This is a genomic window from Paraburkholderia sediminicola (assembly GCF_046026675.1).
GTDB lineage: Bacteria > Pseudomonadota > Gammaproteobacteria > Burkholderiales > Burkholderiaceae > Paraburkholderia > Paraburkholderia sediminicola_F.
This window is the reverse complement of the sequence record NZ_JAQQEY010000001.1, coordinates 329418-353872: the sequence shown is the minus strand read 5'-3', so window position 1 is coordinate 353872 and position 24455 is coordinate 329418. Positions and strand designations below refer to the sequence as shown.

General features: G+C 62.6%; 24 protein-coding genes. 8 read left to right on the top strand and 16 right to left on the bottom strand.

Features of this window, described 5'->3' with window-relative positions:
- Positions 1–9: 9 nt before the first annotated feature.
- Positions 10–975 carry a methyltransferase domain-containing protein gene (locus PQQ86_RS01540; RefSeq protein WP_408264376.1) on the bottom strand — a complete coding sequence of 322 codons (966 nt, stop codon included), beginning with the start codon at positions 973–975 and terminating at the stop codon, positions 10–12.
- Between the two features lie 84 nt (positions 976–1059).
- Here PQQ86_RS01540 and PQQ86_RS01535 point away from each other — a divergent pair, with 84 nt between their 5' ends.
- Together PQQ86_RS01535 and trmL are read left to right on the top strand one after the other, a co-directional pair.
- Positions 1060–1854, top strand: a complete 795-nt coding sequence (locus PQQ86_RS01535; RefSeq protein ID WP_408264374.1) for a phosphoribosyltransferase family protein — start codon at positions 1060–1062, stop codon at positions 1852–1854.
- A gap of 18 nt (positions 1855–1872) precedes the next feature.
- Positions 1873–2343 carry a tRNA (uridine(34)/cytosine(34)/5-carboxymethylaminomethyluridine(34)-2'-O)-methyltransferase TrmL gene (gene trmL, locus PQQ86_RS01530; protein ID WP_408264372.1) on the top strand — a complete coding sequence of 157 codons (471 nt, stop codon included), beginning with the start codon at positions 1873–1875 and terminating at the stop codon, positions 2341–2343.
- Here trmL and PQQ86_RS01525 read toward each other — a convergent pair.
- The 5 genes from PQQ86_RS01525 to PQQ86_RS01505 all read right to left on the bottom strand — a co-directional run bounded on the left by PQQ86_RS01525 (position 2316) and on the right by PQQ86_RS01505 (position 5309).
- Complete coding sequence (locus PQQ86_RS01525; protein WP_408264370.1) at positions 2316–2864, bottom strand: O-acetyl-ADP-ribose deacetylase; 549 nt, start codon at positions 2862–2864, stop codon at positions 2316–2318. The genes trmL and PQQ86_RS01525 overlap by 28 nt on opposite strands.
- A gap of 95 nt (positions 2865–2959) precedes the next feature.
- Positions 2960–3958: an NAD(P)H-dependent glycerol-3-phosphate dehydrogenase gene (locus PQQ86_RS01520; RefSeq protein WP_408264368.1), complete on the bottom strand. Its 999-nt coding sequence runs from the start codon at positions 3956–3958 to the stop codon at positions 2960–2962.
- A 21-nt stretch (positions 3959–3979) separates the two neighbouring features.
- Positions 3980–4450 carry a protein-export chaperone SecB gene (secB, locus tag PQQ86_RS01515; protein WP_054035743.1) on the bottom strand — a complete coding sequence of 157 codons (471 nt, stop codon included), beginning with the start codon at positions 4448–4450 and terminating at the stop codon, positions 3980–3982.
- Between the two features lie 176 nt (positions 4451–4626).
- Positions 4627–4887 (bottom strand): glutaredoxin 3, encoded by a 261-nt coding sequence (gene grxC, locus PQQ86_RS01510; protein WP_054035740.1) that lies wholly within the window; start codon positions 4885–4887, stop codon positions 4627–4629.
- Positions 4884–5309 carry a rhodanese-like domain-containing protein gene (locus PQQ86_RS01505; protein ID WP_054035864.1) on the bottom strand — a complete coding sequence of 142 codons (426 nt, stop codon included), beginning with the start codon at positions 5307–5309 and terminating at the stop codon, positions 4884–4886. The genes grxC and PQQ86_RS01505 overlap by 4 nt, the downstream gene beginning before the upstream one ends.
- A 137-nt stretch (positions 5310–5446) precedes the next feature.
- On the opposite strand from PQQ86_RS01505, the gene gpmA reads away from it, so the two are divergent.
- The 3 genes from gpmA to PQQ86_RS01490 all read left to right on the top strand — a co-directional run bounded on the left by gpmA (position 5447) and on the right by PQQ86_RS01490 (position 9023).
- Positions 5447–6193, top strand: a complete 747-nt coding sequence (gene gpmA, locus PQQ86_RS01500) for a 2,3-diphosphoglycerate-dependent phosphoglycerate mutase (protein ID WP_408264365.1) — start codon at positions 5447–5449, stop codon at positions 6191–6193.
- Positions 6194–6507: 314 nt separating this feature from the next.
- Complete coding sequence (locus PQQ86_RS01495; RefSeq protein WP_097391194.1) at positions 6508–8088, top strand: S41 family peptidase; 1581 nt, start codon at positions 6508–6510, stop codon at positions 8086–8088.
- Positions 8089–8264: 176 nt separating this feature from the next.
- Entirely contained in the window at positions 8265–9023 is a 759-nt protein-coding gene (locus PQQ86_RS01490; protein WP_408264362.1) for a HesA/MoeB/ThiF family protein, read from the top strand.
- Between the two features lie 89 nt (positions 9024–9112).
- On the opposite strand, the gene ptsP is transcribed toward PQQ86_RS01490, so the two are convergent.
- The 7 genes from ptsP to PQQ86_RS01455 all read right to left on the bottom strand — a co-directional run bounded on the left by ptsP (position 9113) and on the right by PQQ86_RS01455 (position 16850).
- Entirely contained in the window at positions 9113–10861 is a 1749-nt protein-coding gene (gene ptsP / locus PQQ86_RS01485; RefSeq protein ID WP_408264360.1) for a phosphoenolpyruvate--protein phosphotransferase, read from the bottom strand.
- A 287-nt stretch (positions 10862–11148) separates the two neighbouring features.
- A complete protein-coding gene (locus tag PQQ86_RS01480) occupies positions 11149–11418 on the bottom strand; it encodes an HPr family phosphocarrier protein (RefSeq protein ID WP_054035732.1) in 270 nt (89 codons plus the stop codon).
- 105 nt (positions 11419–11523) lie between these two features.
- Positions 11524–12051: a PTS sugar transporter subunit IIA gene (locus PQQ86_RS01475; RefSeq protein WP_408264359.1), complete on the bottom strand. Its 528-nt coding sequence runs from the start codon at positions 12049–12051 to the stop codon at positions 11524–11526.
- Between the two features lie 330 nt (positions 12052–12381).
- Complete coding sequence (gene gshB / locus PQQ86_RS01470; RefSeq protein ID WP_408264357.1) at positions 12382–13338, bottom strand: glutathione synthase; 957 nt, start codon at positions 13336–13338, stop codon at positions 12382–12384.
- A 102-nt stretch (positions 13339–13440) separates the two neighbouring features.
- Positions 13441–14730 carry a glutamate--cysteine ligase gene (gene gshA / locus PQQ86_RS01465; protein ID WP_408264355.1) on the bottom strand — a complete coding sequence of 430 codons (1290 nt, stop codon included), beginning with the start codon at positions 14728–14730 and terminating at the stop codon, positions 13441–13443.
- Between the two features lie 229 nt (positions 14731–14959).
- Positions 14960–16468: an ammonium transporter gene (locus PQQ86_RS01460; RefSeq protein WP_408264353.1), complete on the bottom strand. Its 1509-nt coding sequence runs from the start codon at positions 16466–16468 to the stop codon at positions 14960–14962.
- A 43-nt stretch (positions 16469–16511) separates the two neighbouring features.
- Positions 16512–16850, bottom strand: coding sequence for a P-II family nitrogen regulator (locus tag PQQ86_RS01455; protein WP_144111091.1), 339 nt, complete (start codon positions 16848–16850; stop codon positions 16512–16514).
- Between the two features lie 399 nt (positions 16851–17249).
- Here PQQ86_RS01455 and PQQ86_RS01450 point away from each other — a divergent pair, with 399 nt between their 5' ends.
- Together PQQ86_RS01450 and PQQ86_RS01445 are read left to right on the top strand one after the other, a co-directional pair.
- Entirely contained in the window at positions 17250–17507 is a 258-nt protein-coding gene (locus tag PQQ86_RS01450) for an accessory factor UbiK family protein (RefSeq protein WP_408264352.1), read from the top strand.
- A 121-nt stretch (positions 17508–17628) separates the two neighbouring features.
- Complete coding sequence (locus tag PQQ86_RS01445) at positions 17629–19242, top strand: YifB family Mg chelatase-like AAA ATPase (RefSeq protein WP_408264350.1); 1614 nt, start codon at positions 17629–17631, stop codon at positions 19240–19242.
- A gap of 344 nt (positions 19243–19586) precedes the next feature.
- On the opposite strand, the gene PQQ86_RS01440 is transcribed toward PQQ86_RS01445, so the two are convergent.
- Positions 19587–20261, bottom strand: a complete 675-nt coding sequence (locus PQQ86_RS01440; RefSeq protein WP_408264348.1) for a hypothetical protein — start codon at positions 20259–20261, stop codon at positions 19587–19589.
- 172 nt (positions 20262–20433) lie between these two features.
- On the opposite strand from PQQ86_RS01440, the gene PQQ86_RS01435 reads away from it, so the two are divergent.
- Positions 20434–20964: a TlpA disulfide reductase family protein gene (locus PQQ86_RS01435; protein WP_408264346.1), complete on the top strand. Its 531-nt coding sequence runs from the start codon at positions 20434–20436 to the stop codon at positions 20962–20964.
- An 87-nt stretch (positions 20965–21051) separates the two neighbouring features.
- Here PQQ86_RS01435 and PQQ86_RS01430 read toward each other — a convergent pair whose 3' ends face one another.
- Both PQQ86_RS01430 and PQQ86_RS01425 read right to left on the bottom strand, forming a co-directional pair.
- Complete coding sequence (locus PQQ86_RS01430; protein ID WP_408264344.1) at positions 21052–22404, bottom strand: sigma-54-dependent transcriptional regulator; 1353 nt, start codon at positions 22402–22404, stop codon at positions 21052–21054.
- 16 nt (positions 22405–22420) lie between these two features.
- Complete coding sequence (locus PQQ86_RS01425) at positions 22421–24421, bottom strand: sensor histidine kinase (protein WP_408264342.1); 2001 nt, start codon at positions 24419–24421, stop codon at positions 22421–22423.
- Positions 24422–24455: the final 34 nt, after the last annotated feature.

Here is a 24455-nt window from a genome sequence, read left to right as displayed (position 1 = left end):
GTTGATTCCTCATCGATTCCGCGACGAGCCTCGTCCGATATCCTCGATCCGCACGATCCCATGCCCTTCGGCCGTGGTGCGCGGCACGGCTTTCCAGGCGTGGCCGTAGATCACTTCGAAGGTGAGCGCGATCGTGCCGTCGGCGCGCCGGCGGGCTTCGAGCGCCGCCAGCAAAGCCTTGTGCAGCCTACGCGCGACGGCATTCGAAGTGGCCTCGCGCTCGAACGGATACGCGCCCCAGCGGCGCACGTCTGCGAGCAGCGACTCGGGCGACTTATACGTAATAGTGAGTGTTTCCTGATCCATCACAGGAATCTCGAAACCGCTCTCGACCAGCATATCCCCAAGGTCATGCATGTCGACAAAGTCGATCACATGCTTGCGCGAGGGGACGCCATGCGCGGCCTCGACCTCGGCGTAGGCGCCGCGCAATTCCTTCAGCGAATCGGGGCCGAGCGTGCTGAACATCAGCAGGCCGCTCACCTTCAGCACGCGTTGCCACTCAGGAAACACGAGGTCGGGCCGCGAGTGCCAGTGGAGAGCAAGATTGGACCAGATGAATTCGAAGGCGCCGGCCGCGAACGGCAGCACCGAGAAGTCGGCCTGCGCAAAACGCGGACCGCGGGCGCCGAGCGCCTTGCCAAGTGTGGCCGGCAGAAAGCGCCGCCAGCTTGTGTCGCCGGAATCGTGATGCAGCGCGCGGCTGAGCATTCCGTGCGCAAGGTCGGTGCCGAACACTGGCGCCTCGGGGAAGCGTTCGCGCAATGCGGGGATGTCTTCGCCCGCACCGCAACCGGCGTCGAGCACGCTCGACGGCGTAACCTTGATGTAGTCGAGGCGCTCGCGCATGCGCTGCGCGATTTCGCGCGGCAGGAACGCGACTTGGTCGAAGGTCGCAGCACGGCGGTCGAAAATCTGCCTGAGGCGCCGGGAATCATAGGCCGGACGGCCAGATTGAGACGTAGTTGGGGGCATGGGTGTCGTACTGGCGTAGAGCACGAAGTATACTCGCTCGCTTCCTCCCCTTCAGCGTGAAAGGCCTTTGCGGGCGGTCCAATCATGCCATTCCGAAAAAAATCCTCGTCTCCTGGCGACTCGACCACACTTTTTGCACGCTTCACGCGCGGCTTATATTCGGCGTGGCCGCATGTGATGCACGCCGCCTTGCCAAACCTCTGCGCGTTGTGCGGCAATTTGTCGCATAAGACGCTGTGTGCCGGTTGTGACGAGGCGTATTGGAACGAAGCAAGGTTGCGTTGCACGGTATGCGCGGTCCCTTTGTCCGGAACGCGCCGGGCGGGCCACGCGCAATATCGCTGTGCGGATTGCATCGGCGAGCCGCCGCCTTTCGAGGCGACCTTCGCTCTCGCCGATTACCGCCAGCCGCTCGACGCCCTGGCGCTCGGGCTGAAATTCCGCGCCCGGCTGATGCTGGCGCGCGAGTTTGCGCAACGCCTTGCGCGCCTCGCAGGGGATTCATGGGTGGACGCGGCTGATAAACCCGATGTGCTCGCGCCCGTGCCGCTGGCCAACAAACGTCTTACCGAGCGCGGCTACAACCAGGCCTGGCAGATTGCGAGGCCCTTGGCCCGCGCGCTGAATGTACGCAGCGACGCCACCTTGCTGCATCGTGTGATCCACACCGCGCCACAATCGCGGCTCGACCTGGACGCGCGCCGCTTGAACGTGGGTCGGGCATTCAAAGTCGCCAAACCAGTGCGAGGTCTGCATGTCGGTATCGTCGACGATGTCATGACGACCGGCGCGACACTCGAAGCGCTGGCGCGTACGCTCAAAGCTGCCGGCGCGCGGCGCGTCACCAACTTCGTCGCGCTGCGTACGCCGAAAAACTAGTCTCTACCTGAAGCCATCATGTTCAATGTCGTTCTCGTCGAACCCGAAATCCCGCCGAACACCGGCAATGTCATCCGCCTGTGCGCCAACACCGGCGCGCGGCTGCATCTGATCGAGCCGCTCGGCTTTCCGCTCGACGACGCCAAGTTGCGCCGCGCCGGTCTCGACTATCACGAGTATGCGCAGATGAACGTGCATGCCGATTGGGCAGCGTTCGTCACCAAGGAAGCGCCCGATCCGGCGCGGATGTTCGCCTTCACCACCCGTGGCTCGGGCCGGTTTCACGAGCATGCCTTTCAATCCGGCGACTGGTTCGTGTTCGGCGCCGAAACGCGCGGCCTGCCTGACGCAGTGGTCGATCAATTCGCCAATGAACAACGCGTGCGCCTGCCGATGCGACCGGGCAACCGCAGCTTGAATCTGTCGAATACGGTCGCCGTGGTCGTCTTCGAAGCGTGGCGTCAGACCGGCTTCGACGGCGGCGCCTGACGGCGTTCCAATTCGGCTTCGTAGCGCGCGAGCATAGCGTCGTCGAAACAGGCGAACACCACGTGCTCGATTTTCGGGGTGCGTGGCAAAGTTTCAAGCACGGCGCCCACAGCGATCTGCACGGCTTCGTTGGCAGGAAAATGGTAGACGCCGCAACTAATCGCGGGGAATGCAATGCTCGTGCAATGCGCTTGATGCGCGACTTCGAGCGAGCGTTGATAGCAGGAGGCAAGCAGGTCCGCCTCGCCGCGCGCACCACCCTGCCAGACTGGGCCGACAGCATGAATCACGTGTTTGGCCCGTAACTGATAGCCTCGGGTGATTTTCGCATCGCCGGTCGCGCAGCCGCCGAGCGTCTCGCACTCACGCAGCAATTCCTTGCCGGCCGCGCGGTGAATCGCGCCGTCCACACCGCCCCCGCCTAGCAACGAAGTATTCGCCGCATTGACGATCGCATCCACGACGAGTGTCGTGATGTCGACCACACGCGCTTCTAGCGTGCAATTGTTAAAACGGAGCATGAGAACCTCGCTGGTCCGAAGCGTCGATAAAACGTGGACAGCGATGGTGGGCAGCCGTTCAGCGCTTTTCGCGCTAAACGGCTGAAAGGCAAGACTTATTCTGCTTTCGAATCGCGCCGCAGCAAGGCGCTGACGGCGTCGCGGGGCGCTACGCCGTCGAACAGCACAGCACAGACCGCCTGCGTGATCGGCATTTCGATCGCATGAGCGCGAGCGATCGCCAACACGGCTTGCGCACAACGCACGCCTTCGGCCACGTGACCGAGGCCGCCGAGGATATCGTCGAGCGTACGGCCCGCGGCGAGCTGCACGCCGACCGTGCGATTGCGCGACAGATCGCCCGTGGCGGTCAGGATCAGATCGCCCAGCCCGGTCAAACCGGTGAACGTCTCGGCCCGTCCGCCAAGCGTCACGCCGAGGCGCGACATTTCAGCGAGGCCACGCGTAATCAGCGCAGCGCGCGCATTCAAACCGAGGCCAAGGCCATCGGCAATACCCGTGGCAATCGCCAGCACGTTCTTCACCGCGCCACCCACTTCCACGCCGACGATATCGTCGCCGGTATAGATGCGCATGGCGCCATGATGGAACGCGGCAACCGTACGCTCCCGGCATGTCTGTGAAGTGCTGGCGATCGTCAACGCGACCGGCAAGCCCTGCCCGACTTCACGAGCGAAACTCGGACCCGACAGCACGCCGTTACTGCCATGCCCCGGCAATTCAGCCGCGACCACCTGATGCGGCAACAACTGCGAGTCCGCTTCGAAACCTTTGCACAACCACACCACATGCGCCGGCACTTTGCCCGCGTCGTGCATCGCCCGGAACAGACCCCGCAGACCGGCGACCGGCGTCGCCACGACGCATAACGCGTCGTCGGCGAGCGCGTGGTCGAGCGCCGCGTTCAGATCAGCTTCATAGCGAAGGGACGCCGGCAACGCAACGCCCGCCAGATAGCGGGCGTTTTCGTGCGAAGCGGAGAGATCGGCGATGAGCGCGGATTCACGCGCCCACAGCACCGTGTCGTGCCGTGCGGCCAGATGGCCGGCGAGGGCTGTGCCCCATGCACCGGCGCCGAGGACAGCAACCTTCATAGCCGGCACCGAACGGACGCGTTAATGCGTGACGCCGTTTTGCGCCGCGCCTTCCTGGCCGCCCATTTGCGCGAGCCGTTGCTCGTACAGCGCCTGGAAGTTGATCTCGGCGAGGTGGATCGGCGGGAAACCTGCGCGGGTGATCGCGTCGGCGATGTTCGACCGCAGGTACGGGAACAGGATCGTCGGGCAGGCAATGCCGACCAGCGGATCGATCTGTTCAGCCGGAATGTTGCGGATGTCGAAAATGCCGGCTTGCTTGGCTTCGATCAGGAACGCAACCTTGTCCGACACCTTGGCCGTGACCGTGCCCGTCACGAGGATTTCGAACACGGTGTCGGCGAGGCGCTCGGCCTTCACGTCGACTTCGACTTCGACCGACGGCATTTCCTGCTCGAGGAAGATGCCCGGCGAATTCGGCTGCTCGAGCGACATGTCCTTCAGGTAGATGCGCTGGATGTTGAAGAACGGCTGGTTATTCTCGTCGGACATGATTGAGTGATTCCCTGATAGGTATGCGTGGCGGCGGCCCATGACTCCACGGGCCGCCAGATCATTGCGGCGCATCGCCAACCCTCGAAGTTGTCCTTGAAGGGCCAGCATGCACCGACTTGTATTTCACCTGCCCCACTCACGCGCCGGCCGGCGCATGAGTCAGGCAGCTTCGTTCAGGCAGGTTCGAGCAGAGGCATCAAACCGCCCGCGCGATCGAGCGCGGACAGATCATCGTACCCGCCGACATGCGTCTCGCCGATGAACACCTGCGGCACTGTACGGCGACCAGTCCGGGTCATCATTTCTTCACGACGGGCCGGGTCTTTGTCGATCAGTACCTTTTCAACGTGCTCGACGCCGCGCGACTTTAAAAGACGTTCGGCCATCTGGCAATACGGGCACACCTGGGTGCTGTACATGATGACTTTGTTCACTTGGCTGCTCCTTGTTTCACAACCGGCATACCGGCTTTCTGCCAGGCGTCGACACCGCCTTCGAGAACATGGACTTCGGCGTATCCCGCATCCTGCACGATACGCGCTGCCTTGTTCGACTGCTGGCCGGTCTGGCATACCAGCAGCACCGGGTTGCTCTTGTTCTTCACGAGTTGCGCGACTTTCGCCTGCAGCTCTGCAAATTCAAGGTGCCGTGCCGCGGGCAGATGGCCCTTGGCAAAGTCGGCGGATGGACGCAGATCGATGACCGCCGCATTGCGCCGGTTGATCAGTTGGGTGGCTTCAGCGGCCGACAGGCCCCCGCGGCCACGCCGGCTGATCGTCGGCCACAGCAGCAACCCACCCGAGATGAGGACGATTGCGATCAGTACAAGGTTTGTGTAATCAGTGAAAAACTTCACGGAAAATCCGCCGAAAAAGAGAGAAATCGAAAAGGGCAATCCACCCATTATAAAATAACCGTCTGACGCGATGGCGGCGCTCCTCTAGAGGACCCTCGCAGCGCTTTACCGCTTCCTTACTACCGACCGGCAATCTCATGTACAAACTCGTTCTCATCCGCCACGGCGAATCGACGTGGAACAAGGAAAACCGCTTCACGGGCTGGGTCGACGTCGACCTCACCGAGCAGGGCAATCGTGAAGCGCAGCAAGCGGGCGTGCTGCTGAAGGAATCGGGCTACACGTTCGATATCGCCTACACGTCGGTGCTCAAGCGCGCGATCCGCACCCTGTGGCACGTGCAGGACCAGATGGATCTGATGTACCTGCCGGTGGTGCATTCGTGGCGCCTGAACGAGCGCCACTACGGCGCGCTGTCGGGTCTGAACAAGGCGGAAACCGCCGCCAAATTCGGCGACGAACAGGTGCTGGTCTGGCGCCGCAGCTACGACACGCCGCCGCCGGCGCTCGATCCGGCGGACGAACGCGCGCCCTACAACGATCCGCGCTACGCCAAGGTGCCGCGCGAGCAATTGCCGCTCACCGAGTGCCTGAAAGACACCGTCGCACGCGTTTTGCCGTTGTGGAACGAGTCGATTGCGCCGGCCATCAAGTCGGGCCGCAAGGTCGTGATCGCCGCGCACGGCAACTCGATCCGCGCCATGGTGAAGTACCTCGACAACATTTCGGACGACGACATCGTCGGCCTGAATATCCCGAACGGCGTGCCGCTCGTCTATGAACTCGACGAAAACCTGAAGCCGATCAAGCACTACTATCTCGGCGACCAGGACGCGATTGCGAAGGCGCAGGCCGCTGTGGCCAAGCAAGGCAAGGCGGGCTAAACCGGGACCACCGGCCGCCGCGGCCCCCGCCTGTAGTGGAAATTTTCAGCGGGGGCCCGGCAAACGGGCCGTCCCATCGGCAAGACCTACCGGCATACGCGGCGCGCCGGCTGTCAATTGCGCCATCGCACTGCCATCTTGCCGTTACCGCACATTACTTCGGCGGCGCGAGCGCCGGCTCACGAACCAGGGCCCGCCGGCGCTGTCGAATCACGATTGCCTGCGCTGCGCCCTGACTGGGCGGGTGTGCAGTTATACTTGTCCGTCCCCATCTCTATCGACGCTGCCACGCGCTCCCGACCGCAACAGACTCTATGCGAAAGAACCTGAAAAATATCGGCCTGATTGCCGCGGGCCTTGCTACCGGCGCATTTGCCACCCTGCAACTCTCCGCCTCGGCCCAGCAACCCGCCAGCGCCGCCTCGAGCGCCGTCGCACCGTTGCCGCTGGACCAGCTCCGGCTCTTTGCCGAAGTCTTCGGGCAAATCAAGCATGAGTACGTCGAACCGGTAGACGATAAAAAGCTCCTCACCGCCGCGATCAAGGGCATGGTGTCGAGCCTCGACCCGCACTCGTCGTATCTCGACAAGACCGATTACGAAGAACTGCAGGAGCAGACCAAGGGTCGCTTCGCGGGCCTCGGCATCGAAATTTCGTCGGAAGACGGCCTGATCAAGGTGATCTCGCCGATTGAAGACACGCCCGCGTTCCGCGCCGGCATCCGTCCGGGCGACCTGATCACCCGCATTAATGACAAGCCGGTGCGCGGCATGACGCTCGACCAGGCCGTCAAGCAGATGCGCGGCGATCCGGGCACCAAGGTCACGCTGACCATCTTCCGCAAGACCGACGACCGTACGTTCCCGCTCACGGTGACGCGCGCGATCATCAAGGTCCAGTCGGTCAAGATGAAGATCCTGGCGCCGGGCTACGCGTATGTCCGCATCACCAGCTTCCAAGAACGCACCACGCCTGATCTGGCCGCCAAGCTGCAAGACATCGCCCGTCAACAGCCGAACCTGAAGGGTCTCGTGCTCGACCTGCGCAACAACGGCGGCGGTCTGCTGCAAAGCGCGGTCGGCGTTGCGGGCGCGTTCCTGCCGTCGAATTCGGTGGTGGTGTCGACCAACGGTCAGATCCCGGATTCGAAGCAGGTCTATCGCGACACATACGATAACTACCGCCTGCAATCGTTCGACAGCGATCCGCTGAAGGACGAAGCGCCGATCTTCAAGACTGTGCCGATGATCGTGCTGACCAACGCCTACTCGGCGTCGGCTTCGGAAATCGTCGCGGGCGCGCTGCAGGATCAGCATCGTGCGCTGATCGTCGGCAAGACCACCTTCGGCAAGGGCTCGGTGCAAACCGTCCGTCCGATGACGGCCGACACGGCACTGCGCCTGACCACGGCGTACTACTACACGCCGAGCGGCCGTTCGATCCAGAATAAGGGCATCCGTCCTGACATCGCGGTCGATCAGTACGCGGAAGGCGATCCGGACGACGCTCTGGTTACCCGCGAAGTCGACTATTCGAACCACCTTGCGAACACGCAGGATCCGAACGAGAAGAAGGAAGCGGACCAGCGCGAACAGGAGCGCATGGACCAACTGCGCCAGCTTGAAGAGCAGAACGACAAGAAGACGCCGGAACAGCGTCAGAAGGATCGTGAGCGCAAGCCGGTCGAGTTCGGTTCGACCGACGACTTCATGCTGACGCAGGCGCTGAACAAGCTGGAAGGCAAGCCGGTGCAGGAATCGAAGTCGCTGACCGAGCGGCGTCTGGCGCAGAACAAGCCGGCAACATCGGCGTCCGCGCCGGTCGCGGTGAAGCCGACGCAACCCGTACCGGGCACGACGGCTCCGGCCTCGGCGCCTGCTACGCAAAGCAACTAAGCAGCAAACCCAACGTGTCTTCGCAGCGGAACATGCTGCGAGGACACGGAGCAGTACAGTTGCAATACCCGGCACCAGCAAGAACACCCGCTCCCCCGCGCGATTAAAATAACGAAACCGCGCATGGCAGGCCACCGGTCCTGCATCTCATTGCGCGACACTCCACGCGCCCCGCCATGAATGACGATCAACTCCTCCGCTATTCCCGCCACATCCTCGTCGATGAAATCGGCATCGAGGCGCAGCAGCGCTTTATCGACGCGCACGCGATCATCGTCGGCGCGGGCGGCCTGGGTTCGCCGGTAGCGATGTATCTGGCGGCCGCAGGTGTCGGCCGTCTGACGCTGGTCGATGCGGATACGGTCGACCTGACCAATTTGCAGCGGCAGATTTTGCATGTGACGGCGTCGGTCGGACGCAAGAAGGTGGAGTCCGGGCGCGACGCGATCGCCCAGATCAATCCTGAGGTGGTGGTGAACGCGGTAGCCGAACGCGTCGACGATGGATGGCTCGATCGGGAGGTGCCGCACGCCACGGTCGTGCTCGATTGCACGGATAACTTCTCGACGCGCCACGCGATCAACCGCGCCTGCGTGAAACATGGTGTGCCGCTAGTGTCCGGTGCGGCGTTGCGCTTTGACGGCCAGATCAGCACCTTCGATTTCCGCGACACGGCGTCGCCCTGCTATGCGTGCGTGTTCCCTGAGGATCAACCGTTCGAGGAAGTCGCGTGCTCGACGATGGGCGTATTCGCGCCCACGGTCGGCATCATCGGTTCGATGCAAGCGGCTGAAGCGCTGAAAGTGATCGGCGAAATCGGCACGCCGCTGGTGGGCCGCCTTACGATGCTCGATTCGCTGCGTATGGAATGGAACACGATGCGCATTGCGCGTCAGCCGGATTGCCCGGTATGTGGGCAACAGCATCAGGTCTGAGCCCACGCAATCAAGACGCCAAATAAAAAACGCCGCACACATGTGCGGCGTTTTTTATTTGAACCCACCACCAATCCGGATTTTCAGTTTCAAGCCAGCACCACGCGCTTGAGCGCCGCCTGCACTTCTTCCGGTTCGAACGAAGCCAGCACGTCGGCCACCGGCTTCTCGAGCGTCTTCAGATGCGAGCGCAGAACTTCCTGCTTGACCACCAGCAACTGGCTCGGGTGCATCGAGAACTCGGTGAGGCCCATGCCGAGCAACAGACGCGTCAACGCCGGGTCGCCCGCCATCTCGCCGCAGACCGACACCGGCACCCCCGCCCGCTTCGCCTCGCGCAGCGTGAAGGCGATCAGATGCAGTACCGCCGGATGCAGCGGGTCGTACAGATGCGCGACCGCGTTATCCGCGCGATCGATCGCCAGCGTGTACTGGATCAGATCGTTCGTGCCGATCGACAGGAAGTCCAGCCGCTTGAGAAACAGCGGCAACGCAATCGCAGCGGCCGGAATCTCGATCATCGCGCCGACCTGCACGTTCAGATCGTAGGCGATACCGGCATCGTCCAGCTGCCGCTTGGCCTCGCGAATCAGATCGAGCGTCTGATCGATCTCCTGCGCATGCGCGAGCATCGGAATCAGAATTTTCACCTTGCCGAACGCCGACGCACGGAGAATCGCGCGCAGTTGCGTCAGGAACATCTGCGGTTCCGAGAGGCTCCAGCGAATCGCTCTGAGCCCCAAGGCGGGGTTCGGTGCGGTTTCGTAGCCGTCGCCACCACTCATCGAATCGAGCGGCTTGTCGGCCCCGACGTCGATCGTACGGATCGTCACCGGCAAGCCGTTCATCAACTCGACCGCGCGACGATAGGCCGCAAACTGCTCCTCCTCTTCCGGCAACTGGTGCTTGTGATTCATGAACAGGAACTCGGTGCGGAACAGGCCCACCCCGGTTGCGCCCGAATCGACGGCCGCGCGCGCATCCTCCGGCAACTCGATGTTCGCGCACAGTTCGATGCGCGTGCCACAAAGTGTTTGCGTGGGCGAAAACTTCAGCCGTTGCAGCTTGCGCTGCTCCAACGCTTTTTCGCTCTGACGGTACGAGTATTCTTCCAGCACGATCGGTGCGGGATCGACGATCACGATGCCGTGATCACCGTCGACAATGATCAGGTCGTCCTGCCGGATCAACTGGCTCGCATGCTGCACACCGACCGCAGCCGGAATGCCGAGACTGCGCGCGACGATCGCCGTATGCGAAGTCCGTCCGCCGAGATCGGTGACAAACCCCTGAAACGTTTGCGTTTTGAACTGCATCATGTCAGCCGGCGCGATGTCGTGCGCGACCACGATCATCTCGTCGCAGGTACCGTGAACACTGTCCACCAGCGCCACCGATGCACCGGCAAGCGCCTTCAGCACGCGCTCCACCACCTGTTCGATGTCGGCTTTGCGCTCGCGCAGGTATTCGTCTTCGATATCGTCGAAATGGCGCGATAGGCGCTCGAGCTGTTCGGTCAGCGCCCACTCCACGTTGTAACGGCGCGTACGGATCAGGTCGATGGTTTCCTGCACGAGCATTGCATCGTTCAGGATCATTGAATGAACGTTGATGAACGCGCCCATTTCGCTCGGCGCGTCTGCCGCGAGATCGGCACGCAACGTGTCGAGCTCGTAATGCACATGTTGCTGGGCCGTGCGAAAGCGCTCGATCTCGCCCTCGATCTGGGCGGGTTCGATCAGATAGTGGTCTACGTCAAGTGCAGCCGGGGCGATCAGATAAGCCCGCCCGATGGCGATACCGCGTGACACGGGAATTCCATGCAGCGTGAAGGACACGCGCACCTCCTCTAGTTGTGTGATGCCGCGGCAAACCGCTGCAATGCTCTCAGACACTCTTCGCCATTATAAATTCCGCGCCCGTTGTAGATACGTTAAGGCTGTGTGCAGCGCAGCACGAAATACCGTAACCGACCACAACAATGCGCCTTCGTCGAGCTTGCGCTCCGGCAACGCGAACCCCTGCGCGCCGCGGGCAGCGCCTCTCATGCTGCGATTGTCTCGCGCTAAAAAAAATGCCGCGGACAACCGCGGCATTTTGCGTCAGGTAACGGTAACGCGTGAATTCACTGACCTTCGCCGAATTTATCGGCAATCAGTTTCAACAATGCGTCCATGGCTTCTTTTTCGTCGGTGCCTTCCGTTTCGATCAGCACTGTGCTGCCTATACCCGCGGCCAGCATCATCACACCCATGATGCTCTTGGCATTGATACGGCGGCCATTGCGGCTCATCCAGATTTCCGCCTGGTAGTTGCCCGCGAGTTGCGTCAACTTGGCCGACGCGCGCGCGTGCAGCCCCAGCTTGTTCACAATAGTCGTTTCCTGTTGCAGCATGTGATGGTCCGAAGCGCGGGTAAGTGTTGTAGTGAAAGGTGAAACTGCAAACCAGCTGCGATCGGGCGCGGCCCAATCGCAATCGTTTAAAGCCGTGAGATCCGCTTACAACCCGGTCGAGCCGGCTTTCTGAGTCAGGTCAGCCTCGGCCGGCAACGCGGGCAAACAATCAGCGGCGGCGGCCTCAGGCGGCAAAGCGGGCAAACAGTCTCCGGACTCCGCAGGCGGGGCAACCGGCGCCGGCGTGGCGGGCCCGATTGCGTGCACGCCCTTGGTGGCCCCGGCGAGCGCTTTGTCGACCAGCGTGTCGAGCGGCGTCGCGCGATAACAGACCGCGCGCACCAGCATCGGCAGATTGACACCGCACAGCACACGGACGTTCGGCACCGAGGCGAGCCGGCCGGCGATGTTCGCCGGCGTGGCGCCGAACATATCGGTGAGCACGAGTGCGCCGTTTTCTTCCTTGAGCCGCTCGATTTCCGAATGCGCGAACGCGACCTGCTGTGCGGGATCGCAATCCGGCGATACATCGATCACGCCGATGCGAGCCGGCAAGCCACCGTAGATGTGCGAAATACAATCGCGCAACGCGGTGGCGAACGGAGCGTGCGCAATGATCAGAATGCCTGCCATGTCAGCCTTACTGCAAAAGAACGGCCCCGAACCGTGGACCGGGACGAAGCCCGATTCGTAAGCGCCCTCGACTGGCCGTGGGTCGTGAGGGCCGGAACGCATCACCCGACGAGCGGCCCGCGGTGCCTGAATGGCTACGGCACAGGCGAGAAATAGCTCGTTCACAGTCCGCAATCCATGCCAGTGGCGTCTGACAGACACCTTCCACTCGGCTTGGCGCGGAAGAGCGGGCATTGTATCAGGCTCATTTTCTCGCCAAAGCCGGTGTTTCGCTTGATGCGGATTTACTACACAGTTTGGGGGCCTTGGCGGCCATTCAAGGGTTGCGCCTCAAGCGGCCGCGCGCTCCAATGCGTCGATGAACATCGCGGCGACGTCGAAGCCGGTCTGATCCATGATCTCGCGGAAACACGTCGGGCTCGTCACGTTCACCTCGGTGAGCCAGTCGCCGATCGCATCCAGCCCGACCAGCAACAGACCTCGCGCGGCGAGTACCGGCGCAAGCGTGTCTGCGATCTTGCGGTCATGCTCGGTGAGCGGGCGCGCTACCCCCAGTCCACCCGCTGCGAGGTTGCCGCGCACTTCATTGCCCTGAGGAATCCGCGCGAGCGAAAACGGCACCGCTTCGCCGCCGATCAGGAGAATGCGCTTGTCGCCTTCCTTGATCTCGGGGATGAACTTTTGCGCCATCACCGAACGCGCGCCGTCGTGGCTCAGCATCTCGATGATCGAGCCGAGATTCATGCCGTCGGCCTTCACGCGGAACACGCCCATGCCGCCCATGCCGTCGAGTGGCTTCAGGATCACGTCACCGTGTTCTTCATGGAAGGCGCGCAAACGGGCGGCGTCGCGCGTCACCAAAGTCGGCGCGACGAACTCCGCGAACTCGCCGATGGCCAGCTTTTCCGAATGATCGCGAATCGCCTGCGGTTTGTTGAAAATGCGCGCACCGCCGCGTTCGGCCATTTCCAGCAGCCACGTCGACGTCACGTATTCCATGTCGAACGGCGGGTCTTTGCGCATCACGACCGCGCTGAAACTCTTCAGCGATTTCGGCGTGGCCGCTTCAGCGGCGTACCACGTGTCGCGATGCAGGTCGGTCACGTCGCCGGTAATCGCAAAACGCTGCACGTTCGCCTCGACGTCGCCGCCGGTCCACGCCAGATGCTTCGGCTCGCACGTGTAGAGCGTGTGACCGCGGCGGGCGGCTTCCGCCATCATCGCGTAGGTGGAATCTTTGTAGATCTTGAACTGCGTGAGCGGATCGGCAATGAAAAGAATGTCCATGGGGATTCCGGTACGCCCTTAGGGCTTGGCATTGATCGTCAATATTAGTCGCTGAAAATGACGATGGCGGCACGCATGCCGCCATCGACCACCTCGCGAGGCTTAAACCTGAATCGCTTCCGGATCGGTCTTTTCCAGTTCGACCGATGCGGCCAGCAACCCGAGCCGCGCCACCACGCCGTACATATAGAAGCGGTTCGGCACCGCCGCGCCGGGCTTGGCGTGCGCATCCGGCAGGGCCGTATGCTCGAAGCCGAGCGGCACGAAGTGCATGCCGGGCGCGTTCAGATTCTGATCGCGCTCGCGGCTGCCGTGCACGCGGTAGAAACCGCCCACCACGTAGCGGTCGATCATGTACACGACCGGCTCGGCAACTTCTTCGCCGATCCGCTCGAAGGTGTACACGCCTTCCTGCACGATCACGTCATGCACTTCGAGGCCGTCTTTGGTGGTGGCCATCTTGGCGCGTTCGCGCTTGGTGAGCGCCGCCACTTCCGACGCGTCGTGCACGGTCATCACACCCATGCCATAAGTGCCCGCATCCGACTTGATGACGACATACGGTTTCTCGGAAATACCGTACTCGCGATACTTCCTGGCGATCTTCTTCAGGACGCCGTCAATCGCATCCGCCAGCGCTTCCTCACCGGTGCGCTCCTGGAAATCGACGCCTTCGACATGCGCGAAGTACGGATTGATCATCCACGGATCGATCTCGACCATCTTCGCAAACTTCTTCGCGACGTCGTCATAACAGGAGAAGTGCGTCGATTTGCGGCGAACGGCCCAGCCGGCATGCAGCGGCGGCAGCAGATACTGCTCGTGCAGATTTTCCAGCACGGGCGGAATGCCGCCCGACAGGTCATTGTTCAGCAGAATCGAGCACGGGTCGAAGTTCTTCAGGCCGAGGCGCCGCTGCGAACGCTCGAGCGGTTCGAGCACCAGCTTCTGGCCGTCGGACAGTGCGATCGTGACCGGCCCGACGATGCTTTCGTCGAGCGTGCCGAAACGCACGTTCAAGCCGGCCTGGCGCATGATCGCGGCCAGACGGGCGACATTCTCCAGATAAAACGCGTTGCGCGTATGGCGCTCGGGGATCACCAGCAGATTCTTCGCGTCCGGGCAGATCTTTTCAATCGACGCCATCGCGGCCTGCACGGCGAGCGGCAGCACTTCCTGCGGCAGATTGTTGAATGCGCCGGGAAACAGATTGGTGTCGACCGGCGCGAGCTTGAAGCCCGCGTTACGCAGGTCGACTGAACAGTAGAACGGCGGCGTGTGCTCCTGCCATTCGAGCCGGAACCAGCGTTCGATGGCGGGGGTAGCGTCGAGGATCTTCCGCTCGAGGTCGAGCAGCGGGCCGTTTAACGCCGTAACTAGGTGCGGAACCATTGATCACTCGCAGACTGGAGAAAAAAGATTGTAGAGCAAATGCTTTGTCCATTTGGGGACGCTTTCTCCATTCGCAAGCGGATGCGAATGCATTCTCGCTATCGCCATGATAGGCAGGAAAAACTGCTGTTCACAAGAGACGCAGCAAGAAAAAAGCCCGCCATGAAGGCGGGCCAAAGTCGCTGCGCTTGATTCTGATCCGCAAGCCCTGAAACTTGCGGGGGAATCTTTATTCGACGTGTTCGCCGTGCAGGCTCACGTCCAGACCTTCGCGCTCCTCTTCTTCCGTCACCCGCAGGCCCATCACCATGTCGATCACCTTCAGCAGGATGTAGCTCACCACGCCGCTGTAGACCAGCGTCGTCAGCACGCCCTTGGCTTGCAGGATGACGCTGCCGTCCGCGCCGCCGATGTCCTTGACCGCGAACACACCGGTCAGGATTGCACCCACGATACCGCCGATGCAGTGCACGCCGAACGCGTCGAGCGAGTCGTCGTAACCGAGCTTGTGCTTGAGCCACGTGGCCGACCAGAAGCAGATCACGCCTGCCGCGATACCGATCACCAGCGAACCTGCCATACCGACGAAGCCCGAAGCCGGCGTAATCGCCACCAGACCTGCCACGGCACCCGACACAATACCGAGTACCGACGGCTTACCCTTGGTTGCCCATTCGGCGAACATCCATGCGAGTGCTGCTGCCGCGGTTGCCACTTGCGTTGCGAACATCGCGAAACCGGCACGGCCGTCTGCCGCCACTGCCGAACCCGCGTTGAAGCCGAACCAGCCTACCCACAGCATGGCGCCACCGATCAGCGTGAGCGTCAGGTTGTGCGGCGCCATCGCTTCCTTGCCGTAGCCGACACGCTTGCCGAGCACCAGAGCGCAGACCAGCGCCGCGATACCGGCGTTGATGTGCACCACCGTGCCGCCCGCGAAGTCGAGGATGCCCGCGCTAGCCAGCCAGCCGGTCGGTTCCCAGACCATGTGCGCGATCGGCGAGTAGACGATGATCGACCACAGCGTCATGAACACCAGCATTGCCGAGAACTTCATACGGTCGGCAAACGCGCCCGTGATCAGTGCCGGGGTGATGATCGCGAACGTCATTTGATAGACGACGTAGACCGTTTCCGGGATCGTCGGTGCGAGGTGGCTGACGGTCAGCGTCGTAGCCTTGTCGCCCTTGATGTAGTTCATGCCCGACATGAAGAAGCGCGAGAAGCCGCCGATGAACGAGTTGCCCGGCGTGAAGGCGAGGCTGTAGCCCACCACGACCCAGACGATCGACACAAGGCACGTGATCGCGAAGCTTTGCATCAGGATCGCGAGCACGCTCTTCTTGCGGACCATGCCGCCGTAGAACAGTGCCAGACCCGGGATCGTCATGAACAGCACGAGCGCGGTGGAGGTCAGCATCCAGGCGGTGTCGCCCGAATTGATCTTCGACGAATCGACCGAGAACGGCGCGGTCGGAGCTGCCGGTGCGGCGTCCGATGCTGCCGGCGCGGCTGCGGCGGCGCTGGCAGCCGGTGCGGCGGACGCGTCAGCGGCCGGTGCCGAAGCCGCGGCGGCAGCAGGGGCCGCCGAAGCGTCCGGCGCCGGCGCACTCGCCGTCGTATCGGAAGCCGCTGCCGAGGCGGCTGCGGGGGCGGAAGCGTCGTCCGCGAGGGCGGCGCCGATACCGCCCGCGAGCAGCGAACCGGCCATCAGCAAGGACATCAATAATTTGCGCATCTTCATTTCCTCTTGTCGCTATCTGTGTCGCTATCTTTTGGTATTACAGAGCGTCCGCGCCGGTCTCCCCGGTGCGAATCCGAATCACTTGCTCGATCGCGGTGACAAAAATCTTGCCGTCGCCGATCTTGCCGGTGCGTGCCGCGCGTTCGAGCGCCTCGATCGCCTGGTCGACGATGTCGTCCGAGACAGCCGCCTCGATCTTCACCTTCGGCAGGAAATCGACGACGTATTCAGCGCCCCGATACAGTTCCGTGTGGCCCTTCTGACGACCGAAGCCTTTGACTTCCGTCACCGTGATGCCTGAGACGCCGATGGCCGACAAGGCTTCGCGCGCCTCATCGAGCTTGAACGGCTTGATGATTGCGGTAATGAGTTTCATGAAATCCCTCGCTAAGTTGCGTAACCCGTTGCGTAACCCTGTTTGCGTACCCTGTAACCCGTTCGCGTGGTCTCGTTCCGCTGCCGGTAAAAAGCACCCGGCAGTGCGCGCGGGGCAGTAACAGCAACTCGCATGCCATGTTGTGTCAGACTTCGTCCGGGGCATGCTGCAGAAGGGGTGCAAGCGGCCCTGGCCGGATGGCCAACGTTGGCGGGGACCGGTGGCGCGGCGTATGGATCGTTGCTAGAGTGTTCGAAGGCTTTTAACGTTTGAGCGCGCACCAAACGGGCTCATACGGCAGCGGCAGGCAACAAGCCATGCACCAAGGCGGCCCATTCAACGTGACAAAGCACAGACGCAATGAAACATGCACATTTTTTGTGCATTAAGGGGAACACCATGAAACAACCGAACGATGTCTTTAACGATTTTCAGGCCCGCATGAGCGAGCTGTTCAAGAACTCGCCGGCCAAAGATGTCGAACGCAACGTGAAAGCCATGCTGTCGCAAGGCTTCTCCAAGCTCGATTTGGTCACGCGTGAGGAATTCGATACGCAGACCCAGGTGCTGGTGCGCACCCGCGCGCGCCTCGAGGAGCTGGAGCGCCGCGTCGCCGAACTCGAACAGAAGCTGCCGGTCACAACGCCGACAGCCTGAAGCTTTGCGCGTAGCGCTTTAGCTGCGTAGTGCTGCACATCACTGGCAAGCGAGCCGTGACGTCATCAGCGTTTTAGGGGACTTGCGCGCGCCATCTGCGCGCGGTCCGACGGGAGAAAACATGTCGCTTGCCGTGGTGCGCAGTCGCGCGCCGGCCTCTGGCCGCGCGCCCGAAGTAACCGTCGAGGTTCACCTCGCGAACGGATTACCCTCTTTTTCGATCGTCGGCCTTCCAGATCTGGAAGTGCGCGAAAGCCGCGAGCGCGTGCGCGCGGCGCTGCAAAACTGCAGCTTCGATTTCCCGGTGCGACGCATCACCGTCAATCTCGCGCCTGCCGATTTGCCGAAGGAGTCCGGCCGCTTCGACCTGCCGATCGCTTTAGGCATTCTGGCGGCGAGCGGGCAAATTCCTGCCGAGTCCCTCCTGCATCGCGAATTCGCCGGCGAACTGTCACTGACCGGCGCGCTGCGGCCGATGCGCGGGGCTTTCGCGATGGCCTGCGGAACGGCCCGCGGCGGTGCTTCTCACGGCGGCCTGGCGGGCGTGTCTGCTTCTGCGTCTACTTGTATTACTTCAGCCGACCCGGCGACGCCCGAGACATCCGCTCAATCTACCCCGCAGCTTTATCTGCCCGCGGCAAGCGCGGCCGAGGCAGCGCTCGTGCCGGGCGTCGATGTCTATGGCGCCACCGATCTGCCGTCGCTGTGCGCGCATCTGGCCGGAGCGCCTGACGCCCGGCTTTACCCTGTCTCGGCCCCCGATCTCAGCGAAACCGCGCCCGCCGCCGTTCCTGACATGACCGACGTGATCGGCCAGCGCGGCGCGCGCCGCGCACTCGAAGTCGCCGCGGCCGGCGGACACCACGTCTTGCTGGTCGGGCCGCCTGGCGCGGGCAAATCAATGCTCGCCGCCCGCCTGCCAGGGCTGCTCCCGCCCATGACCGACGACGAAGCGCTGAGTTCGGCGGCGTTGCTGTCCGCCAGTCGGGCCGGCTTTACGCCCTCGCAATGGCGGCAGCGGCCGTTTCGCGCGCCGCATCATTCCTCGAGCGGACCGGCGCTGGTCGGCGGGCGCAATCCGCCGCAACCCGGCGAAATCACCCTGGCGCATCTGGGCGTGCTGTTTTTGGACGAATTGCCGGAGTTCGACCGCCATGTGCTGGAAACCCTGCGCGAGCCCCTCGAGGCCGGCCGCATCACCATCTCGCGCGCCGCCTTGCAAGCCGATTTTCCAGCAGCCTGCCAGTTGATCGCCGCGATGAACCCCTGCCCCTGCGGATGGCGCGGCGACCCCAACGGCCGCTGCCGCTGCACGCCGGAGATCGCGGCGCGCTATCTGCGCAAGCTGTCTGGGCCGCTGCTCGACCGGATCGACATCCAACTCGAGATTCCTGCGCTCACGCCGGCAGAGTTGTCTGCGCGTTCCACCACCACCGGTGAATCCAGTGCAGCGATCGCACTAAGGGTGAATGCCGCGCGTGAGCGGCAACTTGCCCGGCAAGGTAAAACCAACCGTGAACTGGGCGGACGGGAAGTGGACGAGGTCTGCCGCCCCGGCGCAGAAGGTGAAGCTTTGCTGCGCCAGGCCGGCGAGCGCTTCGGCTGGTCGGCGCGTGCTTACTACAGAGTTTTGAAGGTGGCGCGGACCATCGCCGACCTGGCCGGCACCGCCATGCCGAGCGCCGCGCAAATCGGTGAAGCCATCCAATATCGCCGGGCTTTTGGGTCTGTATAAGGCGAAAAATCGGCTGTCAAGACTTGACTTATGCACATGCACGCGTTCCAGATAGATTTTGAAACATCTGAAAGGCTCACGGAAGCATGCCTCCAAAAGGCATTGATTCGATTGGACTTTTTTGAGCGATCGGAGCGGACTCGATCTGACAGAATGCCCACGGGATGGGCATCTACGGCAAAAAACGCGAAGTTCTCAACAGAGTTATCCACAGGACCTGTGAGTAACCGGAAAACTTCAACGTAAACCGGGAATTAGCGCGCGATGCTACGAAGGAACTTTCACTGTCCTCTACAAACTTGTCGCGCGCCGGGGTCGGCCAAAAAACATGCCGCTTTAAACGTTCAATAGAGCTGGAAAGACGAAAAAAACTGGTCGACCTGCTCCTGCTGCACGGGCTTGGAAGCAATGATCGCGGCCTGATACACATGCCGGCCACGCGCGACCAACCGAGCATAGACGGTGCGCGTCTCGTGTTGCGAACCAGCCTCACCACTCAGCTTCATTTCCAGACCCAGCACCTTGCCGCCTGCGGCCAACGGGATTTGCACCGCGTGCGCATCCGGCGCGGCGCCGACGTTACGAGCCAGGCCCGTGCGCAGGAATTCGAGGGCGGCACGCTGCGTCGCTTCGTCATCGCTCGGCAGCATCACGGTGCCGACCGCGAACACGGCGTCGCCGGCTTCCGCTGTCTGCATCGCCATCTGCATCGGCTTGCCATCGATCTGGACCGCACGCTGATCGTTGTCCGGCTTGGCCGGCAAGTCGACCGTGTAGCCGTTGTCGTTATTCATGATGGTGCGCCAGTCGAAGGTTGGCGAGCACGCTGCCAACGCGCCGCCCAACGCCAGCGTGCAGGCCACCGTTCGGAGAACGGCACGCGCTCGCCGCAAGGGGAAGGGGAAAGCGGCGCCGGCCGGGCGGCCGTCTGCCAGAGATAGACGAGGGGAACGGCTAACGGCGCGGCCAAACGGGATGATCGAGACTCGGGCGAGGAAGCGAAAAGCGGTTCGGAGCATGGGGACAGAAGACCGGCTGACAGGAACGTAAAGTCCTATTATCTCCTCCCGGGCCGCCCGCTGCCGCGCAGCCGGAATGGGGCTACAATAGCAACGCCAAGCAATACCGGATTTAACAGTCCAAACCAAAGCACTGTTCCGCGCGTTCTGCGCGACTCTCGAGGTTCCGTTCATGAGCTCCACCCCGCCCACCGCCGCACGGCGCGCGAATCCGCTTCGCATCATCATCATCGCCGTCGTGGCCGTCGCGATTGCGATCGCCGGTTATTTCGCGTTCGCCGGCCAGCAGCGCGTGCCCGATGCGACCTTCACGTTGTTGTCGGGCCAGAAAGTCTCGACTGCCGATCTGAAAGGCAAGGTCTACCTGGTCAACTTCTGGGCGACCAGTTGCGACACCTGTATGAAGGAAATGCCGCAGATGGTCCAGACCTATAACCGCTTCAAGGGCAAAGGGCTGGAATTCGTCGCCGTCGCAATGAACTACGACGCGCCGATGTACGTGGCCAACTACACGCAAACCCGCCAGTTGCCGTTCAAGGTTGCCATGGACGACGGCTCGGCCGCCAAGCAGTTCGGCAACGTTCAGCTCACGCCGACGACCTTCCTGGTCGACAAGGACGGCAAGATTCTGAAGCGCTATGTCGGCGAACCGCAATTCGCGGAACTCGACCAGTTGCTGGAAAAAGCGCTGAACGCGGCCTGATTGCTACGAAAAGCCTGAAGTAAAACACCCAGATTCAAACACGCCGGCGCCGGGGTCATAGCTCCTCGCCGCCGGTGCTTCAAATCCTCACCGCTCCCCTTCCCCTTTGGCCGCGAGGCCATATCGCTTGATCTTCTCGTAGAGCGTCGCCTTTCCAAGCTGCAGCTTGTCCGCAGCGATCGCCACTACACCGCCGGCCTGTTCCAACGCCTCCGCGATCACCGCCCGCTCGAATTGCTCGACACGTTCCTTCAAGGGTTGCGTCGCCACACTGTCGTCGGCGAAAGACATGACAGGATCGTCGGCGACGCCGAGCACGAAACGGTCGGCGGCATTGCGCAGTTCGCGCACATTCCCCGGCCATTCCCGTTGCATCAGGCTGGCACGCTGCCGGTCCGTGAGAATCGGCGCAGGGCGTTGATAACGCACGGCCGCATCCAGCAGGAAGTGTTCGAAGAGCGGCACGATGTCCTCGCGACGTTCACCCAACGGCGGCAGCGCAATCGTCACCACGTTCAACCGGTACAGCAAATCGCGACGGAACGAGCCGTCGGCGACATGCTCTGCCATATCGCCCTTCGCGGCAGCCACCACGCGGCAATTCACGCGAATCGGCTGATTCGAGCCGAGTCGTTCCAGCACCCCGTCCTGCAACACGCGCAGCAGCTTTACCTGCAACGCGAGTGGCATGCTCTCAATTTCGTCGAGAAACAGCGTGCCGCCTGAAGCGTGTTCGAGCTTGCCGATCCGGCGTTTTGCCGCGCCGGTGAATGCACCGGGTTCGTAGCCGAACATTTCCGACTCGAACATCGGCTCCGGCAGTGCACCGCAGTTCACCGCGATAAACGGTTTGTCACGCCGCGGCGACAGTTCATGCAGACTACGCGCGATCAACTCCTTGCCCGCGCCGGTGTCGCCGTTGACCAGCACCGACGCGTCGGTCGGCGCGATATTCGCGATCAGCCGCCGCACCTGCTCGATCGCCGGACTGCGGCCGATGATGCGCGGCGCCACCGTGTTCTGCCCGGCCAGTTCGCGACGCAGCGCAAGGTTCTCCAGCACCAGCTTGCGGCGCTCCAGCGCACGTCGCACGGTTTCGATCAGACGTTCGGATGCGAAGGGCTTTTCGATGAAGTCATACGCGCCGTCACGCATCGCCTGCACGGCCATCGAAATATCGCCATGACCGGTGACCAGAATCACCGGCACGTCAGGCGCGCGCTCATGGCACTGCGCAAGCAGTTCGAGTCCACTTGCGCCAGGCAAGCGAATATCGCTGACGATCACTCCGGAGAAATCCGCACTGATCATCTTCGCTGCAGATTCCGCCGACGCATGGCCGATCACGTCGAAGCCCGCCAGTTGCAGACTCTGCACGCTGGCGCGCCGCACCAGTTCGTCGTCTTCGATATACAGCACCTGCAAGCCGTCGTTCAGCATGTTGTTCTCGTCTGATTCAGGAACCCGTGGTGAGCGGGTCCGATGTGTGGCTCGCCTGCACGCGCGCGCGGCGCAGCGTCAACACAAATAATGCACCAGCGTCCGCCGCGTTGCGCGCTACCAGTGTGCCGCCGCAGTCGCGCGCAATCGACGATGAAATCGCGAGGCCGAGCCCCAGCCCCTGGCCCATTTCCTTCGTAGTGAAGAATGGTTCGAACAGACGCGGCAGCACGTCGTCGGGAATGCCTGGGCCGTTGTCACGCACAGCGAACGACACACTCGACTCAGCGGTTTCGATCTCGATCGAAATGCGCGGCGGCGTCAGCCCCGCCGTTGCGTCGAGCGCGTTGCCGAGCAGATTGATCAACACCTGTTCGAGCCGCAGATCGTCGCAATTGGCAACCAGATCGGCGGGATCGTCGACGAGATTCAGCGGCGTGCGCACGCCGGTCCCGGCATCGAGCAAGGCGAACTCGACTTCGACGCCTTGCAGGCGCTTTTGCAGCAGCGCGATGACGTTGCGCAACGCTCGCATCACCGGCGCACGCGCACTGCGCGGCCGTGCCCGTCCGACAAACAGCTTCAACTGATTGGTGATCTTGCCCATGCGCTCGGTGAGCGCCGCGATTGCTTCGAGATTTTCGAACGCCGACGCCTGGTCGCCGCGTTCGAGCAGCACGCGTGTGTTGTCCGAGAAACCGCGCAGCGCCGCAAGCGGTTGATTCAATTCATGCGTGATGCCCGCCGCCATCTGACCCAGCGCGGCGAGCTTGCTGGCCTGGATCAGTTCATCGTGCGCGGCGCGCAGTTCCTGTTCGGCGCGCGTTCGCTCGGCGACTTCCTTCTGCAACTGCTCGTTTGCCTGCGAGAGATCCGCGGTGCGCTCGGCCACTCGCTGGTTCAATTCAGCGTAGGCCTTTTGCAGCAGCGAACGGCTACGCATCACTTCGCGCACCCGGGCGCGGCGCATTCTCCAGTAGAACGCGAACAGCACCAGCGACACGTAACCGAAGCCGGTCACAATGGTCGCATTGCGCGCGTCGGCGTCGACCGGACCGACGGGCGACATCGTAATCAGATGCCAGTCCGGCTCGCCCATGCCACGCCGCGACGCCAGATAGCGCGGCGCATAGCGGCCACCGCCGATGCGCACGATCTGCGCATTGCCTTCGAGCGTACGCTCGATCGTCACCGGCAGCGGCGCGATCGGTTGCTGCGCATACTGGCGCGCCTGGTAGATCGAATCCGCGACTTGCCCCGACAACGGCCGGATCGTGTGATATTTCCACGCCGGCATCGACGACAGAAAAATCACGCCGTGATCGTCGGTGACGACCAAAGGTTCGGACGCATCCGCGCCCTGAAACCATTCGAGATCGAGTTTGACGACTGCCACGCCGACGATCTTGCCGTCACGCCGCACCGGCTGCGAGATGTAATAACCCGGCGCCTGCGAAATCGTGCCGATGCCGAAGAAACGGCCCACGCCGCCCTTCACCGCATCGAGAAAATATGGCCGGAATTGATAGCCCGCGCCGATGAAGCTGCCCGGCCCGTGCCAGTTGCTCGCGGCGACGCAATAGCCGTCGAGTGGAATGATGTAGGTGACCGTTGCCCGCGCGTGGCGGTTGAGGTCTTCGAGATAGAGATTGGCGCGTTCGACGTTGGCTGGGCTGGGATCGACCAGCACGTCTTGCACGATGGGATGTTCGGCCAACAGATAAGGCAGCGATTCGTAGCGCTCGAGCGTGCTTTTCAGCGCGTTGGTCGTGCGATCCACCCGCACCGCGGCGTTGCGCCGCAAATTATCGATCCCGCTCTGCCACGCGATGGTGTACGTAAGCCCGCACGCCACCACGAGCCCGACGACGAGCGCGAAGAAGATCAGCAGGCGGCGCGTCACGTTGGCAATATCCGATCGGTAAGGATCGGATATTGTGGCATAAGGCGCCGCGTCGTCGGCGTAAGCTTCGTCGGCCGACGGTGCGGGGTCCCGGCTCGCGGTCGCCGCTTTCATAGGTTGGGCGCCCGCAGCCGAAGTCGTGCTCGTA

Bases quoted from the DNA above. Each gene is read 5' to 3' on its own strand.
- PQQ86_RS01455 (WP_144111091.1), bottom strand. From the start codon at position 16,850: ATGAAACTCATTACCGCAATCATCAAGCCGTTCAAGCTCGATGAGGCG.
- PQQ86_RS01525 (WP_408264370.1), bottom strand. From the start codon at position 2,864: ATGCTCCGTTTTAACAATTGCACGCTAGAAGCGCGTGTGGTCGACATC.
- PQQ86_RS01435 (WP_408264346.1), top strand. From the start codon at position 20,434: ATGAGCTCCACCCCGCCCACCGCCGCACGGCGCGCGAATCCGCTTCGC.
- gshA (WP_408264355.1), bottom strand. From the start codon at position 14,730: ATGGTTCCGCACCTAGTTACGGCGTTAAACGGCCCGCTGCTCGACCTC.
- PQQ86_RS01520 (WP_408264368.1), bottom strand. From the start codon at position 3,958: ATGAAGGTTGCTGTCCTCGGCGCCGGTGCATGGGGCACAGCCCTCGCC.
- PQQ86_RS01450 (WP_408264352.1), top strand. From the start codon at position 17,250: ATGAAACAACCGAACGATGTCTTTAACGATTTTCAGGCCCGCATGAGC.
- PQQ86_RS01475 (WP_408264359.1), bottom strand. From the start codon at position 12,051: ATGGCAGGCATTCTGATCATTGCGCACGCTCCGTTCGCCACCGCGTTG.
- PQQ86_RS01440 (WP_408264348.1), bottom strand. From the start codon at position 20,261: ATGCTCCGAACCGCTTTTCGCTTCCTCGCCCGAGTCTCGATCATCCCG.
- PQQ86_RS01430 (WP_408264344.1), bottom strand. From the start codon at position 22,404: ATGCTGAACGACGGCTTGCAGGTGCTGTATATCGAAGACGACGAACTG.
- PQQ86_RS01535 (WP_408264374.1), top strand. From the start codon at position 1,060: ATGCCATTCCGAAAAAAATCCTCGTCTCCTGGCGACTCGACCACACTT.
- secB (WP_054035743.1), bottom strand. From the start codon at position 4,450: ATGTCCGACGAGAATAACCAGCCGTTCTTCAACATCCAGCGCATCTAC.
- PQQ86_RS01460 (WP_408264353.1), bottom strand. From the start codon at position 16,468: ATGCGCAAATTATTGATGTCCTTGCTGATGGCCGGTTCGCTGCTCGCG.
- PQQ86_RS01540 (WP_408264376.1), bottom strand. From the start codon at position 975: ATGCCCCCAACTACGTCTCAATCTGGCCGTCCGGCCTATGATTCCCGG.
- PQQ86_RS01445 (WP_408264350.1), top strand. From the start codon at position 17,629: ATGTCGCTTGCCGTGGTGCGCAGTCGCGCGCCGGCCTCTGGCCGCGCG.
- gshB (WP_408264357.1), bottom strand. From the start codon at position 13,338: ATGGACATTCTTTTCATTGCCGATCCGCTCACGCAGTTCAAGATCTAC.
- PQQ86_RS01425 (WP_408264342.1), bottom strand. From the start codon at position 24,421: ATGAAAGCGGCGACCGCGAGCCGGGACCCCGCACCGTCGGCCGACGAA.
- PQQ86_RS01495 (WP_097391194.1), top strand. From the start codon at position 6,508: ATGCGAAAGAACCTGAAAAATATCGGCCTGATTGCCGCGGGCCTTGCT.
- trmL (WP_408264372.1), top strand. From the start codon at position 1,873: ATGTTCAATGTCGTTCTCGTCGAACCCGAAATCCCGCCGAACACCGGC.
- gpmA (WP_408264365.1), top strand. From the start codon at position 5,447: ATGTACAAACTCGTTCTCATCCGCCACGGCGAATCGACGTGGAACAAG.
- PQQ86_RS01480 (WP_054035732.1), bottom strand. From the start codon at position 11,418: ATGCTGCAACAGGAAACGACTATTGTGAACAAGCTGGGGCTGCACGCG.
- PQQ86_RS01490 (WP_408264362.1), top strand. From the start codon at position 8,265: ATGAATGACGATCAACTCCTCCGCTATTCCCGCCACATCCTCGTCGAT.